Below are 15,769 nucleotides of genomic sequence, written 5' to 3'. Positions count from 1 at the left end.
CGGCGGGCGCGGTGGCCTTGCGGGTGGCACGGCGGCGGGTGCGCGGGGCGGGCGCCTCGGCCGGGGTCTCGACGGGCGCCTCGGCGACCGGCTCCTCGACAGCGGCGGCCACGGGGGCCTCCGCCACCGGAGCGGCCTCGGCAGCCGCCTCGGCGGCGGGCGCGGTCGCCTTGCGGGTGGCACGGCGGCGCGGACGCGCGGGGGCGGCCTCCGGCGCGGGGGTCTCGGCGGCCGGGGCGGCGGCCTCGGCGGTCACCTCGCCCTGGGCGCCCTCGGCGCTCACCGGCGGGCCCGCGGGCCGGGAAGCGGCGCGGCGCCTGCGGCGCGGCGGCAGCTTGTCGCCCGGGGCGTTGCTGTCGTTCTCGTTTTCTTCGTGCTGTTCGAGCATGCGGGGTTCTCCCGTCACGCTCCCGGGCGCCGCGTCTGGTTCCGGTCCGACGGCACGAACGCGCGTGGTGCGCGGTGCCGCCGCCCGGGGCGCGGTCGCCGCACGGGAGCTCTGTGTCTGGCTCGCCGGTTCCGTACGCCTTGTGCGGACGGCCTGGCGAAAGTCTTCTGGTCAGTGCGCTGCCCGACCCAGGTGGCTCCCGAGTGCCAGGGCGGCGCTACGACGACCGCTCCTTACGCGGTGCCCGTTCCCACGCCCGGCGCCGTCGCTGAAGCGGTCTCGGCGGCCGTGGATGGGGCGGCCTCGATCGCCTCGCGGTCGGGCGCGAGCGGGTCGGTCACCGTGCCGGTCTCTTCGTCGAAGAGCCCCTGCGCCAGCCTGGTCACCGCAGCGGGGACCGGCGGCGCCAGGTCGGCCACAGCTTGGAGGCCGGACAGGACGTCGTCGGGTCGCACGGCAGGTGTCACGTGCCGAACAACCAGCCGCAGTATCGCACAGGCGCTGTCCAGCGGCCTATCACCCTGGGGATCGCCCTGGGCGGGGGCCGCGGTCAGGGCCACGACGGCACCGCGGGTGTCGAAGGTGCGCAGACCGTTCTTGGTCTTGCGCTGTACTTCCACGGTCTCGGCCGCGAGAAACGTGTCGACGGCCTTGCGGGCCGTTTCCACGTCGACCCGGTCGAGCCGCAGCTCCCACACGGAGGCGGTGAGCCGGTCGGCGAGTCCGGACGTACGGGCCTCGACGGCGTCGACGATGTCGAGGCCGCTCGGCATGGACTCGTCGAGCAGGGCCCGCAGGGTCTCCGGGTCGCGGGTCGCGGTGAGGGCGATCTCCAGGTACTCGGCTTCGGAGCCCGTACCCGTGGGCGCGGCGTTGGCGTACGACACCTTGGGGTGCGGGGTGAATCCGGCCGAGTACGCCATGGGCACCTCGGCACGGCGCAGCGCGCGCTCGAACGCGCGCTGGAAGTCACGGTGGCTGGTGAACCGGAGGCGGCCGCGCTTGGTGTAGCGCAGTCGGATGCGCTGCACCGCAGGTGCGGGCGGCGGGCCTTCGGGCTGTCGCTTGCCCAGTGGTTCTTCTCCTCGGTGCGGGGCGGGCGCGGCGTTCCGCGCCGCCCTCGAAATGCGGGTGCGTCCTGGGGGGCCCGCTTCGGCTCACCCCCGCGGCTGCGGGGAGATCTCGGGCGCGGGCGCCGCGCCGGGGACGTTCGTTGTACTACCCAGAGTACGCGCCCGCGCCACCTGCGGTTCCCCAGGGACGCCGACGGCCCGGCGCGGAAGGGGTCCGCGCCGGGCCGTGCCGTTGTCGTGCCGTTGTCGTGCCTGTCTCGGGGTGACGCGGTGCTACTTGTTCACGACCGAGAGCGGGAGCAGCTTCTTGCCGGTCGGGCCGATCTGGATGTGGGTGTCCAGCTGCGGGCAGACGCCGCAGTCGAAGCACGGGGTCCAGCGGCAGTCGTCGACCTCGGTCTCGTCGAGGGCGTCCTGCCAGTCCTCCCACAGCCAGTCCTTGTCGAGACCGGAGTCCAGGTGGTCCCAGGGCAGGACCTCCTCGTAGGAGCGCTCGCGGGTGGTGTACCAGGCGACGTCCACGCCGAACTCGGGCAGCGCCTTCTCGGCGCAGGCCATCCAGCGGTCGTACGAGAAGTGCTCGCGCCAGCCGTCGAAGCGGCCGCCGTCCTCGTACACCGCGCGGATGACGGCGCCGATGCGGCGGTCGCCGCGGGACAGCAGGCCCTCGACGATGCCGGGCTTGCCGTCGTGGTAGCGGAAGCCGATCGAGCGGCCGTACTTCTTGTCGCCGCGGATCTTGTCGCGGAGCTTCTGCAGCCGGGCGTCGGTCTCCTCGGCGGACAGCTGCGGGGCCCACTGGAACGGGGTGTGCGGCTTGGGCACGAAGCCGCCGATGGAGACGGTGCAGCGGATGTCGTTCTGGCCGGAGACCTCGCGGCCCTTGGCGATGACGTTGATCGCCATGTCGGCGATCTGCAGCACGTCCTCGTCGGTCTCGGTGGGCAGGCCGCACATGAAGTACAGCTTCACCTGGCGCCAGCCGTTGCCGTAGGCGGTGGCGACGGTCCGGATCAGGTCCTCCTCCGAGACCATCTTGTTGATGACCTTGCGCATCCGCTCGGAGCCGCCCTCGGGGGCGAAGGTGAGACCGGAGCGGCGGCCGTTGCGGGTCAGCTCGTTGGCCAGGTCGACGTTGAAGGCGTCGACGCGGGTGGACGGCAGCGAGAGGCCGATCTTGTCTTCCTCGTAGCGGTCGGCCAGGCCCTTGGCGACATCGGCGATCTCGGTGTGGTCGGCGGACGACAGCGAGAGCAGGCCGACCTCCTCGAAACCGGTCGCCTTCAGACCGCGCTCCACCATCTCGCCGATGCCGGTGATGCTTCGCTCCCGCACGGGGCGCGTGATCATGCCGGCCTGGCAGAAGCGGCAGCCGCGGGTGCAGCCGCGGAAGATCTCGACGGACATCCGCTCGTGGACGGTCTCGGCGAGCGGGACCAGCGGCTGCTTGGGGTAGGGCCACTCGTCGAGGTCCATGACGGTGTGCTTGGACACCCGCCACGGCACACCGGACTTGTTGGGCACGACCCGGCCGATACGGCCGTCCGGCAGGTACTCGACGTCGTAGAAGCCGGGGATGTAGACGCTGCCGGTCTTCGCGAGCCGGAAGAGGACCTCCTCGCGCCCGCCGGGGCGGCCCTCCGCCTTCCACTGCCGGATGATCTCGGTCATGTCGAGCACGGCCTGCTCGCCGTCGCCGATGATCGCCGCGTCGATGAACTCCGCGATCGGCTCGGGGTTGAAGGCCGCGTGGCCGCCCGCGAGCACGATCGGGTGGTCGACGGTGCGGTCCTTCGCCGCCAGCGGGATGCCGGCGAGATCGAGGGCGGTGAGCATGTTGGTGTAGCCCAGCTCGGTGGAGAAGCTGAGACCGAACACGTCGAACGCGCCGACGGGGCGGTGGCTGTCCACGGTGAACTGCGGCACGCCGTGCTCGCGCATCAGCTCTTCGAGGTCGGGCCACACGCTGTAGGTGCGCTCGGCGAGGACGCCCTCGCGCTCGTTCAGTACCTCGTACAGGATCATGACGCCCTGGTTGGGCAGGCCGACCTCGTACGCGTCCGGGTACATCAGCGCCCAGCGGACGTCGGCGGACTCCCACGGCTTGACCGTGGAGTTCAGCTCTCCACCGACGTACTGAATCGGCTTCTGCACGTGCGGGAGCAGAGCTTCGAGCTGCGGGAAGACAGACTCGGCAGCAGACATCTCGAACCTTCGTGAGCTGGCAGGGGGGCGACTCTCAAGCGTACCCCGGCGCTCAGTGGCCCAGTGCCGCCAACGTTTCCGGGTCGGCGGCCCGCTCCCAGAGCTCCGGCAGCTCCCGTTCCCTGGTCTCCCCCGCCGTTTCCTCGCGGGCGTGCAGAACACCCCAGGTGAAGGCGGATTCCCCGGCCGCGTGGGCCTGGCTCGCCAGCTCGCGCAGGGCGGTGCGGGCCACGACGCTGTCCTGGTGGTCGCCGAGGCAGGTCTGGACGTCCTTCATCCGTCGGGCGAATTTTCTGGCCGGGCGGCCGAGGGCCGGGGTGGCGGCCTCACCGGCGTAGCGGGCGCGTTTGGCGGCCTTGCGGGCCTCGTGGAGGGCGAGGTCGCGGTCGGTGGTGCCGGGGGTGAGGGACAGGGCGTGGTCGACGCGGTCGGCGAGGCGGCGGAAGTCGCGGCGGACGGCCTTCGGCAGCGCCTTGGCGGCCTTGGTGTGGGCGGCGGGCAGCAGCGGCGGTGCGGTGAGCAGGGCGTCGAGCCGGTCGAGCAGGGCGAGGTGACGGGCCGAGTCGAGGGCGGTGAGGGTACGGCGCCGGGAACCGCCGCCGCGGGCGGAGCTCCAGGTGCGCAGCCGTCCGCGCACCGGTCCGATCACCTGTTCGCGGGGCAGCGCGTCGAGCCCGGCGCGGCAGCGGGCGTGCAGGACCTCCAGGTCGCGGGCGGCGCCGAGTTCCCCGGCGAGCCATTTCAGCTCGTCGCCGATGGGGTCGGTGACGGTGCGGTCGAGGACCTTGCCGTAGGTCTTGAAGGCGCTGCGCAGGCGGCGGCAGGCGACGCGGAGCTGGTGCACGGCGTCGGGGAGGTCGCGGCGGACGGCGGGGTCGAGGGTGACGAGGGTGTCGACCTGGGTGCGGACGTACGCGAGGACGGCGGCGCCCGCGGTGCCGTCGGCCGGGTCCGCCGCCCGGTCGGATGCCGGGTCGGGGGCCGGGGCCCGTACGCCGGTCTCGGTGAGCGCCCTGGCCAGCTTGGAGGCGGCGGGCGAGGGGTGGATGCCCGCCTTGCGGAGGCGTTTCTCGACGGCGTCGAGGAGCGCGGGGTCGCCGTCGTCGGCGAGTTCGACCTCGATCTCGGTCCAGACCGCCTCGGCCCCGGCGGTCGTGCCCCCGGCGTCCCCGGCCGCCTCGGTTCCGGTGAGGCGTTCGGCCCGTACCTGGTCGACGGAGAGTTCGGCGAGCGCGGTGCCGTCGGCGGCGGTGAGCAGGCGTACGTCGCGGTGCGAGAGCAGCCGGACGACGGGGACGAGCGGCGCGGTGCGGACCCGGGAACGCAGCAGCCCCGCCAGGGAGCGCGGGAGGCTCTCCGTGAGCGGGGCTCTGATCTCGTCGCGGATCCCGGAGGCGACGGGGAACTTCAGGTGCCAGCCCTCGTCCGCGCCGCCGGTGCGGCGCCGCAGGGTGAGCGAGGCGGCGGCGAGGCGCAGGTCGGGGGTGTCGTAGTAGACGGCGTCGAGGTCGGTGACGCCTTCGTCGCGGACGGCCGCCACGCCCCGGACCCGGGTCAGGTCCGGGAGCCCGGCGGCGGGGTCCTCGGCCTCGTACTTCCGCTCGATCTCCCGCTTGGTCTCCGTCATGAATCGAATCTAGACGCCGGGTGAACGAATGGGCAGGGGGTCTTTGGCCGTTCGTGCGCCCGCCCGGTCCACCGGCCCACCCGGGGTCGGCTATGCCGTTATCGGGCGCTGCACCCGGATCGACTGGAGCAGTCCGATCGCCACCCACACCGCGAACATCGAGGAGCCGCCGTACGACACGAACGGCAGCGGCAGACCGGCGACCGGCATGATGCCGAGGGTCATGCCGATGTTCTCGAACGCCTGGAAGGCGAACCAGGCGATGATCCCGGCGGCCACGATCGTGCCGTACAGCTCGGTGGTCTCGCGGGCGATGCGGCAGGCGCGCCAGAGGATGACGCCGAGCAGCACCAGGATGAGTCCGGCGCCGACGAAGCCGAGTTCCTCGCCCGCGACGGTGAAGACGAAGTCGGTCTGCTGTTCGGGGACGAACTGGCCGGTGGTCTGGGAGCCCTTGAAGAGGCCGGAGCCGAGCAGTCCGCCGGAGCCGATGGCGATCCTGGCCTGGTTGGTGTTGTAGCCGACGCCGGCCGGGTCGAGGTCGGGGTTGGCGAAGGCGGCGAAGCGGTTGATCTGGTACTCGTCGAGCATCCCGAGCGCGGTGACCAGGACGGCGCCGAGGACGCCCGCGCCGATCAGGCCGAGCACCCAGCGGTTGGAGGCGCCGGAGGCGAGCAGCACGCCGAGCACGATGACGGCCATGACCATGACCGAGCCGAGGTCGGGCATCAGCATGACGATGCCCATGGGGAGCGCGGCGAGGGTGAGGGCCTTGGCGACGGTGCGGTGGTCGGGGTGGAGCTGGTCGCCCGCGTCGACCTTGGCGGCGAGCAGCATCGCCATCACCAGGATGATGGTGATCTTCACGAACTCGCTGGGCTGGAGCGAGAAGCCGCCGCCGACGACGATCCAGGCGTGGGCGCCGTTGATGGTCGCGCCGAGCGGCGTGAGCACGGCGAGGATCAGCAGGATCGAGAGGCCGTAGAGGATCGGCACCGCGCCGCGCAGGGTGCGGTGGCCGAGCCAGACGGTGCCCGTCATCAGGGCGAGCCCGATGCCGGTGTTGAGGGCGTGCCGGAACAGGAAGTAGTACGGGTCGCCCTGGTTGAGCTCGGTGCGGCCGCGGGTGGCGGACCACACGAGCAGCGCGCCCATCAGGGACAGCGCGAGCGCGGACAGCAGGATCGGCCAGTCGAGGCGGCGCAGCACCGAGTCGCGGGCGGTGAGCCGGGCGAAGGTGCCGCGCTCGGGCGCGTAGCGGGAGACGGAGAAGCCGTGGGGTGCGGTCATCGGTCGGTCAGTCCCTCCGCCAGGTGGCGGGCGGGCCCGCGAGCTGGTCCTGTCCGTCGTCCGGCTTGCCCGGCTGCTGGTCGGGGTCGGCGGGCGGCTGGGTGCCGCCGGGCTGGGTCGCACCGGGCTGGACGGCGTCCAGCTTCAGCGGGTCCTTGTCCGGGTCGACCTTTCCGGCCTCGGGGTCGTACGGCTTGATCTTCGGGGAGTCGATGGAGCCGTCGGTCTCGATCTTCGGCAGTGCCTTCTGCGGCTGCGGCAGCAGGGCGCGCTTCAGGTCCTGCTTGCCCGCGTCGTCGAGGCCGTAGAGGGCGTCGTAGATGTTGCGCACGGCGGGTCCCGAGGCGCCGGAGCCGGTACCACCCTGGGAGATCGTCATGACGATCGAGTAGTCCTTGGTGTACGTGGCGAACCAGGAGGTCGTCTGCTTGCCGTAGACCTCCGCGGTGCCCGTCTTGGCGTGCATCGGGATCTTGTCCTGCGGCCAGCCGCCGAACCGCCAGGCGGCCGTACCGCGGGTCGCGACGCCCGCGAGGGCTTCGTCTATCAAGTCGCGGGTGTCTCCGGTGAAGGGCAGCTTGCCGTGGGCGCGGGGCTTGATCTCGCTGACGGCGCGGCCGTCGGCGCTGACCACGGCCTTGCCGACGCTGGGGTTCCACAGGGTGCCGCCGTTGGAGATGGCGGCGTAGATGGTGGCCATCTGGATGGGGGTGACGAGGGTATCGCCCTGTCCGATGGAGTAGTTGACGGAGTCACCGGCGCGCATCAGGTTGCCTTCGAGGCAGTTCTCGTAGGAGAGCTGCTGGACGTAGGTGCCGCCGCGCTTGCCGTTCTTGCACCACCAGTCCTTGTTGTCCTCCCAGAAGCTCTGCTTCCACTGGCGGTCCGGGACCCGGCCGGTGACCTCGTTGGGGAGGTCGATGCCGGTCTCGGCGCCGAGGCCGAACTGGTGGGCGGTCTTGTAGAACCAGTCGCCCGGGTTCTTCTTCGGCTTCATGCCGCCGTCGCGCTGCCACTGCTGGTGCGCGAGGCCGTAGTAGACGGTGTCGCAGGAGACTTCGAGGGCCTGGCCGAGGGTGATGCTGCCGTGGCCCTGGGACTCGAAGTTCTTGAAGACCTGGTTGCCGATGGAGTACGAGGAGGGGCAGGGGTAGCGCCCGTTGAAGTCGTATCCGGCGTTGACGGCGGCGGTGGAGGAGACCACCTTGAAGATGGAGCCGGGTGCGGCCTGGCCCTGGATGGCCCGGTTGAGCAGCGGCAGGTTGGACTCCTTGCCGGTGAGGGCGGCGTAGTCCTTGGCGGAGATGCCACCGACCCAGGCGTTGGGGTCGTAGTCGGGCAGCGAGGCCATGGCGACGATGCGGCCGGTCTTCGCCTCCATGACGACGACGGCGCCCGCGTCGGCCTTGTAGTTCTCGTTGGTGTTCTTGTCGTGGATCTTGCGGGCTTCCTTCATCGCGTTCAGGAGTTCCCACTCGGCGACCGCCTGGACGCGGGCGTCGATGGAGGTGACCACGTTGGCGCCGGGGACCGCGGGGTCGCTCTTGGCCTGGCCGATGACCCGGCCGAGGTTGTCGACCTCGTAGCGGGTGACACCGGCCTTGCCGCGCAGCTGCTTGTCGTAGGTGCGCTCCAGGCCGGAGCGGCCGACCTGGTCGGAGCGCAGGTAGGGCGACTCGGTGTCCTTGGCCTTGGTGATCTCGTCGTCGGTGACGGGCGAGAGATAGCCGAGCACCTGGGAGGTGCGGGACTTGCCGGGGGCCGGGTAGCGGCGGACGGCGGCGGGTTCGGCGGTGATGCCGGGGAAGTCCTCGGCGCGCTCGCGGATCTGCAGGGCCTGCTGGGTGGTGGCCTCGTCGGTGACGGGGATCGGCTGGTAGGGCGAGCCGTTCCAGCAGGGCTTGGGGGTCTTGGAGTCGCAGAGCCGGATCTTGTTGACGACGTCCTCGGGCTTCATGCCGAGGACCCCGGCGAGCCGGGTGAGGACGGCCTTGCCGTCGTCCTTCATCTTCATCAGCTCGGTGCGCGAGGCGGAGACCACGAGCCGGGTCTCGTTGTCGGCGAGCGGGACACCGCGGGCGTCGAGGATGGAGCCGCGCACGGCGGGCTGGACGACCTGCTGGACGTGGTTGTTCTTGGCCTCGTCGGTGTACTCCTTGCCGTTGCGGATCTGGAGGTACCAGAGGCGTCCGCCGAGGGTGAAGAGCAGGGAGAAGACGAGGACCTGGATGACGACGAGCCGGATCTGGACCCGGGGGGTCCGCCCGGTCTCGGGGATGTTGCTCATGCTGCCGCTGCCCCCTGGGTCACAGTCGCTTGACTCCCTTGATGCGTCCGGCGCGCGTGGCGCGGTTGCGGGCGGACTTGACGCGCAGTCCGCCGCGCTGGGTGCCGATCCGCAGGCCGGTGCCGGAGGACAGCCAGCCGGAGGCGACGTCGGCCCCGTTGGCTCCGGTGGCGTCGGCGAGCGGGTCGTTCTCCGCGCGCCGGGCGATCGCCATGATCAGCGGCACGGTGAAGGGCGCGAGGAGCAGGTCGTAGAGGGCCGCGGTGAACAGCAGGAAGCCGAGGCCGACATGGCGGGCGGCGGTGTCGCCGACGAGGGCGCCGACGCCCGCGTACAGCAGGGTGGAGCCGATGGCGGCGGCGACGACCACGGCCATGGGGCCGGTGGCGGACTTGAGCCGGCCGCTCTCCGGGCGGGCCAGGCCGCACAGGTAGCCGACCAGGCAGAGGACCAGGGCGTAGCGTCCGGCGGCGTGGTCGGCGGGCGGGGCGAGGTCGGCGAGGAGTCCGGCGCTGAATCCGGCGAGGGCGCCGGTGACATGGCCGTACACCAGGGCGAGCGCGACGACGGTGAGGAGCACCAGGTCGGGGACGGCGCCGGGGAGTTGCAGCCGGGCGAGGACGGAGACCTGGACGACGAGGGCGACGACGATCAGGGCGGCGGAGAGGAGGATGCGGTTGATCTTCACGGTGTGTCGTCCCCCTGGTCCTGCGGCTGCTGCGGTGCCCGCGGGTCGGCCGCGGCGTCGTCGGGCTTGCGGGCGGCGTCCCCGGCGTTGTTGTTCTGCGCGTTGCCCTGCCCGTTGTTCTGGGCGTTGCCCTGGGCGTCGGCGGGCGGCGTCGGGGTGACCGTGACGGTCACCGTCGGGGCGGGCTTGGGCTTCTGCGGCAGCACCATGTCGCGCGGGTCGCTGCGCGGGGCCTGGACGACCACGCCGACGATGTCGAGCTTGGTGAAGCCGACGTACGGCCGGACGTAGATGTTGCGGGTGAGGCCGCCGCCCGCCGGGTCGACCTTGACCACGTCGCCGACCGGCACACCGGGCACGAACGGCTTGTCGGCCTGCGAGCCGAAGGTGACGAGCCGGTCGCCGGGCTTGACCTTGGCCTTGCCGTTGAGCAGCTGGACCAGGAGCGGGCGGTCGCCCTGGCCGGTGGCGAAGCCGAGCTCGTCGGTCTTCTCCATCCGGGTGCCGACGGTGAAGTCGGGGTCGTTGGCGAGCAGCACCGTGGAGGTGCTGGGGCCGACGGTGGTGATCCGGCCGACCAGGCCGGAGCCGTTGAGCACGGTCATGTCGCGGCGGACGCCGTCACGGGCGCCGATGTCGATGGTGACCGTCCAGGAGAAGCCCTGGGCCGCTCCTATCGCGATGACCTCGGCGCCCTTGATGCCGTACTGTCCGGTGCCCGCCGTCTTCAGCATGGCGTCCAGCTCGCGCAGTCTGCTGCGGTTGCGGTCGTCGCTGCCGAGCTTCGCCTTGAGGGCGGCGTTCTCCTGCTCAAGGGCGGCGATCCGGTTGTGCCGCTCCCCGGAGTCGCGGACCGCTCCTATCGCGTTGCCGATCGGGTCGACCGCGGAGGCGACGCCGTTCTCGACGGGACCGAAGACCGCTGCCGCGGCCTGCCGGGCACCGTCGACCGGCGACTCCTGGCCTCCTCTGATGTCCACCGTGATCAGTGCGAACGCGACGGCGATCAGCAGTACCAGGAGCAGCCGGCTCTCTCGTGTGTCCCTCACGTGCGGCGGCCGTGCCCTTCCTCGAAATGTGACGGGAGTGTCGGGTGGGGTGGTTGATGGAGTTGTACGAGCGCGGTGGCGGCGCCCGCGAAGGGCGCCGCCCGGTGGGTCCGGGCCCGGGGCCGGGCGGCCCGGGGCCGGGTCAGCGGCGCGGCTGGGCGTCCAGCACCTGCTGGAGCGCCTCGAACTCCTCGACGCACTTGCCGGAGCCGAGCGCCACCGAGTCCAGCGGGTCCTCGGCGATGTGGATCGGCATGCCGGTCTCGCGCCGGAGCCGCTCGTCGAGGCCGCGGAGCAGGGCGCCGCCACCGGTGAGAACGATGCCGCGGTCCATGACGTCACCGGAGAGCTCGGGCGGGCACTTGTCGAGGGTGGTCTTCACCGCGTCGACGATCGCGTTGACCGGCTCCTCGATGGCCTTGCGGACCTCGGCGGCGGAGATGACGACGGTCTTGGGCAGTCCGGAGACCAGGTCGCGGCCGCGGATCTCGGTGTGCTCGTCCTGTTCGAGGTCGTAGGCCGAGCCGATGGTGATCTTGATCTGCTCGGCGGTGCGCTCACCGAGGAGGAGCGAGTACTCCTTCTTGATGTGCTGGATGATCGCGTTGTCGAGCTCGTCGCCGGCCACCCGGATGGACTGTGCCGTGACGATTCCGCCGAGGGAGATGACGGCCACCTCGGTGGTGCCGCCGCCGATGTCGACGACCATGTTGCCGGTGGCCTCGTGGACCGGCAGACCGGAGCCGATGGCCGCGGCCATGGGCTCCTCGATGATGTGCACCTGACGGGCGCCCGCCTGGGTGGACGCCTCGATGACCGCGCGGCGCTCGACGCCGGTGATGCCGGAGGGCACGCAGACGACGACCCGCGGGCGGGCCAGGTAGCGGCGCTTGTGGATCTTGAGGATGAAGTAGCGGAGCATGCGCTCGGTGATCTCGAAGTCCGCGATCACGCCGTCCTTGAGCGGGCGGACCGCGACGATGTTGCCGGGCGTCCGGCCGATCATCTTCTTCGCCTCGGCACCGACCGCGAGGATGCCGCCGGTGTTGGTGTTGATCGCGACGACGGACGGCTCGTTCAGAACGATGCCTCGACCCCTGACGTACACCAGCGTGTTGGCGGTCCCGAGGTCGACAGCCATGTCACGGCCGATGAACGACATTGAGTTCCCCTTGTTTCCCATGAGGATGCGTCGGGCCTTCCCTAGCGGAGCGTTGACGGCTTCTCAGGTCGGCGAGGTGGTGGCTGAAGGTGGTACGGCGTGGAGTTTTCCATCGTAGTGCCGCCCGCACGGATACCGCGCGGCGGACCGCCTCAGGCCACCTCTGTATAGGTGACGGTATGACGCGGCGATCCGTTCCCGGGATCGGCGTTCATATGCCTGGGGGCGACCGAATTCCTTCGGTCGCCCCCAGGTGATGGCGCTGATCGGCTGACGTCAGGTCAGCTCCGTGCGTCCGGTCAGACGAGACCGGGGAAGAAGATCTTCAGCTCACGGGCGGCGGACTCCTCGGAGTCCGAGGCGTGGATGAGGTTCTCGCGGACGATGGTGCCGAAGTCGCCGCGGATCGAGCCGGGGGTGGCCGCGATCGGGTCGGTCGGTCCTGCCAGGGTGCGGACGCCCTCGATGACGCGCTCGCCCTCGACGACAAGCGCGACGACCGGGCCGGAGGACATGAAGCCCATCAGCGGCTCGTAGAACGGCTTGCCCTTGTGCTCGCCGTAGTGCTGCTCCAGGGTCTCCTGGTCCAGCTCGCGCAGCTCCAGGGCCGCGAGGGTCCAGCCGGCCTTGCGCTCGATACGGCCGATGATCTCGCCGACCAGGCCACGGCGGACGGCGTCGGGCTTGAGCAGGACGAGCGTGCGCTGGCTCACGGGGGAACTCCTTCAGACAACGGTGTGCGGGGCCGCAGCCCGTCCGGCGCAGATTCGCCGGGCGGGCACTGTGAATCTACAGGGCGCGACCCCGCCCCGGTCACGCAGCGTCAGGCCCTGCGGAGCCCTGGGCGCCGACCGTGGCCGCATCCTGGCGGGCGGCCCAGTCGGCCTTGATGGTGTCGATCCGCCGCCCGTAGTGCACCGAGGCCCACCACAGGCCCGCGAAGACCGCGCCGAGGAAGAACATGATCGGCACCACGAAGCCGCTGGCGATCAGCGCGATCTGCAGCGCCCAGCCGAGCTGGACGCCGCCCGGACGGGTGATCATCCCGCACAGCAGCACCGACACCAGCATGGCGATCCCGCAGACCCACCAGACCGTGGACATCGCCATGGTGTCGTCCTTCATGGCGACCAGTCCGGCGAAGCCGATCACGAAGAACTCGCCGATCAGCGTGGAGGAACACAGCACCCGCATCGGGCTCAGCCCTTCTTGAGCAGCAGCCGGGCGTCGCCGACCGTGAAGATCGAACCGGTGACGAGAACGCCCGCCCCCGCGTACTCGCCCTCTTCCTCGGCGAGCGTGATGGCCTCCTCGATGGCGTCGTCGAGGCGCGGCTCGACCACCACCCGGTCCTCGCCGAACACCTCGACGGCGAGCGCGGCGAGGGTGTCGACGTCGCTGGCCCGCGGGTTGGAGTTGGTGGTGATCACGACCTCGGCGAAGATCGGCTCGAACGCCTCGAGGAGGCCGCGGGCGTCCTTGTCGGCGCTGGTGGAGACCACGCCGATGAGCCGGGAGAAGCCGAACGCCTCGCTGATGCCCTCGGCGGTGGCGCGGGCGCCGTGCGGGTTGTGCGCGGCGTCGAGGATGACGGTCGGTGACTTGCGGACGACTTCGAGGCGGCCGGGCGAGGCCACCTGGGCGAAGGCGCGGCGGACCGTCTCGACGTCGAGGGTGCGGGCGTGGTCCGAGCCGATGCCGAAGAACGCCTCGACGGCGGCGAGCGCCACGGCCGCGTTGTGCGCCTGGTGGGCGCCGTGCAGCGGCAGGAACACGTTGTCGTACTCGCCGCCGAGGCCGCGCAGGGTGAGCAGCTGGCCGCCGACGGCGACCTCGCGGGCGACGATGCCGAACTCCATGCCCTCGCGGGCCACGGTGGCGTCGACCTCGACGGCCTTCTTCAGGAGGACCTGGGCGGCGTCGACGGGCTGCTGGGCGAGGACCACGGTCGCGCCCTGCTTGATGATCCCGGACTTCTCGACGGCGATCTCGGCGGGCGTGGAGCCGAGCCGGTCGGTGTGGTCGAGGTCGATCGGGGTGACGACGGCGACGGCGGCGTCGATGACGTTGGTGGCGTCCCAGGTGCCGCCCATGCCGACCTCGACCACGGCGGCGTCGACCGGGGCGTCGGCGAAGGCCGCGTAGGCCATGCCGGTGAGGACCTCGAAGAAGGAGAGCCGGAACTCCTCGCGGGCGTCGACCAGCTCCACGTACGGCTTGACGTCCTGGTAGGTCTCGATGAACCGCTCGGCGTCGATCGGGGCGCCGTCCAGGCTGATCCGCTCGGTGATGGTCTGCACGTGCGGCGAGGTGTAGCGGCCGGTGCGCAGCTCGAAGGCGCCGAGCAGGGTCTCGATCATGCGGGCGGTGGACGTCTTGCCGTTGGTGCCCGTGATGTGGATCGACGGGTACGCGCGCTGCGGCTCGCCCAGCACGTCCATCAGGGCGGCGATCCGGGTGACCGAGGGGTCGAGCTTGGTCTCGCCCCAGCGGGTGGACAGCTCGGTCTCGACGGCGCGCAGCGCCTTGTCGAGCTCGGGGTCGGCGGGTCGGGACGGCACCGGGTCGCCCTGCGGCGGTCCTGAGACGGCGCGCAGGGTGCGGCTGCCCGCCTCGATCACCGCGAGGTCGGGGTCGCGGTCGGTCTCGCCGTCGACGATGTCGTCGAACAGGTCGTCGCTGGGGTCGCGGGGGGCGATCGGATCGGTCGGGTCGCTCGGCTCACTCACGGGGCCAGTCTACGGAGCGGTACCGACAGGACCTTGGACCCACCCCATTCGGGACTTTGGACCCGCCGTCCGGGCGGGTCGCCGGGCAGACTTGGCGATCATGGACATAGGCATCGATCTCGGCACCGCCAACACCCTCCTCTACGCACGCGGCCGGGGCATCGTCCTGAACGAACCGTCCGTGGTGGCGGTCCAGGAGGGTTCGCGGGCCGCGCTGGCGGTCGGTGCGGAGGCGAAGGAGACGATCGGCCGTACGCCGGGTTCGATCACCGCGATCCGGCCGCTGCGCGACGGCGTGATCAGCGACTACGAGGCCGCCGAGGAGATGATCCGGCACTTCGTCCGCAAGGCGGTGCCGGGCCGCCGCACCCCGCGCACCCGGATGGTGGTGTGCGTGCCGAGCGGGGTGACCCCGGTGGAGCGGCGCGCCATCGTGCACGCCTCGCGGTCGGCGGGGGCGCGGGCGGTGCATCTGATCGAGGAGCCGATGGCGGCGGCGATCGGCGCGGGGCTGCCGGTGTCGGACCCGCGCGGTTCGATGGTCGTCGACATCGGCGGCGGCACCACCGAGGTGGCGGTGATCTCGCTGGGCGGGATCGTCACCTCGCAGTCGCTGCGGGTCGGCGGCGACCGGCTGGACACGGCGATCACCGACTGGGTGCGCAAGGAGCACTCGCTGCTGATCGGTGAGCGCACGGCGGAGGACGTGAAGGTCGCGATCGGTTCGGCGTGGCCGGTGCCGGGCGCGGCGGAGGGCTTCGAGGAGCGTACGTTCACGGTCCGCGGCCGGGAGAAGGTCTCCGGACTGCCGCGCACGGTCGATCTGACGGTGCCGGAGGTGCGGGCGGCGCTCGACGAGCCGGTGGAGGCGATCATCGCGGCGGTGCGGGCCACCCTGGAGGAGTGCCCGCCGGAGCTGTCCGGCGATGTGATGGAGCACGGCATCGTGCTGACCGGCGGCGGTGCGCTGCTGCCGGGCCTCGATCTGCGGATGGCGTCGTCGACGGGCATCCCGGTGTTCGTGGCGGACGACCCGCTGGACTGTGTGGCGCTGGGTTCGGGGCGGTGCGTGGAGGAATTCGAGTCCCTTGAGCGGGTGCTGGGGAAGGCGGAGGTGGTCCGCTAGGACCGCCGGGGGCGAGGAGCGGGCCCGGCCGGGCAGGCCGGTCGGCTAGGTGTTCTGTCCCGGGAGGTTGTGGACGGGTGATGCAGGTCTCGGCTGAGGCGTCTTGAACGGGTGAGGGCCTTCCGGGTTCGGTGTGGATTGCGAC

13 protein-coding genes are annotated in these 15,769 nt (G+C 71.5%); 1 reads left to right on the top strand and 12 read right to left on the bottom strand.

Going from position 1 to position 15,769, the window contains the following annotated elements; translation table 11 throughout:
- From ACIPXM_RS17950 to ACIPXM_RS17895, 12 genes are all read right to left on the bottom strand, one after another.
- Positions 1-388 (bottom strand): hypothetical protein (locus tag ACIPXM_RS17950; protein ID WP_401656250.1); only part of this gene is annotated, 388 nt, incomplete at its 3' end.
- 233 nt (positions 389-621) lie between these two features.
- On the bottom strand, positions 622-1,419 hold the full coding sequence (locus tag ACIPXM_RS17945) for a TIGR03936 family radical SAM-associated protein (RefSeq protein WP_401656248.1): 798 nt from the start codon (positions 1,417-1,419) through the stop codon (positions 622-624).
- A gap of 315 nt (positions 1,420-1,734) precedes the next feature.
- Positions 1,735-3,666, bottom strand: a complete 1,932-nt coding sequence (locus ACIPXM_RS17940) for a TIGR03960 family B12-binding radical SAM protein (protein WP_401656246.1) — start codon at positions 3,664-3,666, stop codon at positions 1,735-1,737.
- Between the two features lie 52 nt (positions 3,667-3,718).
- The gene (locus ACIPXM_RS17935; protein WP_401656244.1) at positions 3,719-5,293 is read right to left on the bottom strand and encodes a CHAD domain-containing protein; all 1,575 of its coding nucleotides are present in this window, start codon (positions 5,291-5,293) and stop codon (positions 3,719-3,721) included.
- Positions 5,294-5,383: 90 nt separating this feature from the next.
- Positions 5,384-6,583, bottom strand: coding sequence for a rod shape-determining protein RodA (rodA, locus tag ACIPXM_RS17930; RefSeq protein WP_401656241.1), 1,200 nt, complete (start codon positions 6,581-6,583; stop codon positions 5,384-5,386).
- Between the two features lie 7 nt (positions 6,584-6,590).
- Positions 6,591-8,870, bottom strand: coding sequence for a penicillin-binding protein 2 (mrdA, locus tag ACIPXM_RS17925; protein ID WP_401656239.1), 2,280 nt, complete (start codon positions 8,868-8,870; stop codon positions 6,591-6,593).
- A 19-nt stretch (positions 8,871-8,889) separates the two neighbouring features.
- Entirely contained in the window at positions 8,890-9,558 is a 669-nt protein-coding gene (gene mreD / locus ACIPXM_RS17920) for a rod shape-determining protein MreD (protein ID WP_401656237.1), read from the bottom strand.
- Positions 9,555-10,607 carry a rod shape-determining protein MreC gene (gene mreC / locus ACIPXM_RS17915; protein WP_401656235.1) on the bottom strand — a complete coding sequence of 351 codons (1,053 nt, stop codon included), beginning with the start codon at positions 10,605-10,607 and terminating at the stop codon, positions 9,555-9,557. The genes mreD and mreC overlap by 4 nt, the downstream gene beginning before the upstream one ends.
- Before the next feature lie 142 nt (positions 10,608-10,749).
- Positions 10,750-11,769 carry a rod shape-determining protein gene (locus tag ACIPXM_RS17910; RefSeq protein ID WP_019886273.1) on the bottom strand — a complete coding sequence of 340 codons (1,020 nt, stop codon included), beginning with the start codon at positions 11,767-11,769 and terminating at the stop codon, positions 10,750-10,752.
- A 299-nt stretch (positions 11,770-12,068) separates the two neighbouring features.
- A complete protein-coding gene (ndk, locus tag ACIPXM_RS17905; protein ID WP_401656233.1) occupies positions 12,069-12,482 on the bottom strand; it encodes a nucleoside-diphosphate kinase in 414 nt (137 codons plus the stop codon).
- A gap of 100 nt (positions 12,483-12,582) precedes the next feature.
- Entirely contained in the window at positions 12,583-12,963 is a 381-nt protein-coding gene (locus ACIPXM_RS17900; RefSeq protein ID WP_401656231.1) for a DUF4233 domain-containing protein, read from the bottom strand.
- A 5-nt stretch (positions 12,964-12,968) separates the two neighbouring features.
- On the bottom strand, positions 12,969-14,498 hold the full coding sequence (locus tag ACIPXM_RS17895) for a bifunctional folylpolyglutamate synthase/dihydrofolate synthase (RefSeq protein WP_401656229.1): 1,530 nt from the start codon (positions 14,496-14,498) through the stop codon (positions 12,969-12,971).
- Positions 14,499-14,598: 100 nt separating this feature from the next.
- Between ACIPXM_RS17895 and ACIPXM_RS17890 the strand changes: the two genes are divergently transcribed.
- Positions 14,599-15,624, top strand: a complete 1,026-nt coding sequence (locus tag ACIPXM_RS17890) for a rod shape-determining protein (RefSeq protein ID WP_401656227.1) — start codon at positions 14,599-14,601, stop codon at positions 15,622-15,624.
- The last annotated feature ends 145 nt before the right edge of the window (positions 15,625-15,769 follow it).

Source organism: Streptomyces sp. NPDC090025 (assembly GCF_044748125.1).
In the GTDB taxonomy this organism is placed as follows: Bacteria; Actinomycetota; Actinomycetes; order Streptomycetales; family Streptomycetaceae; genus Streptomyces.
This window is presented reverse-complemented; position numbering and strand designations above follow the sequence as displayed.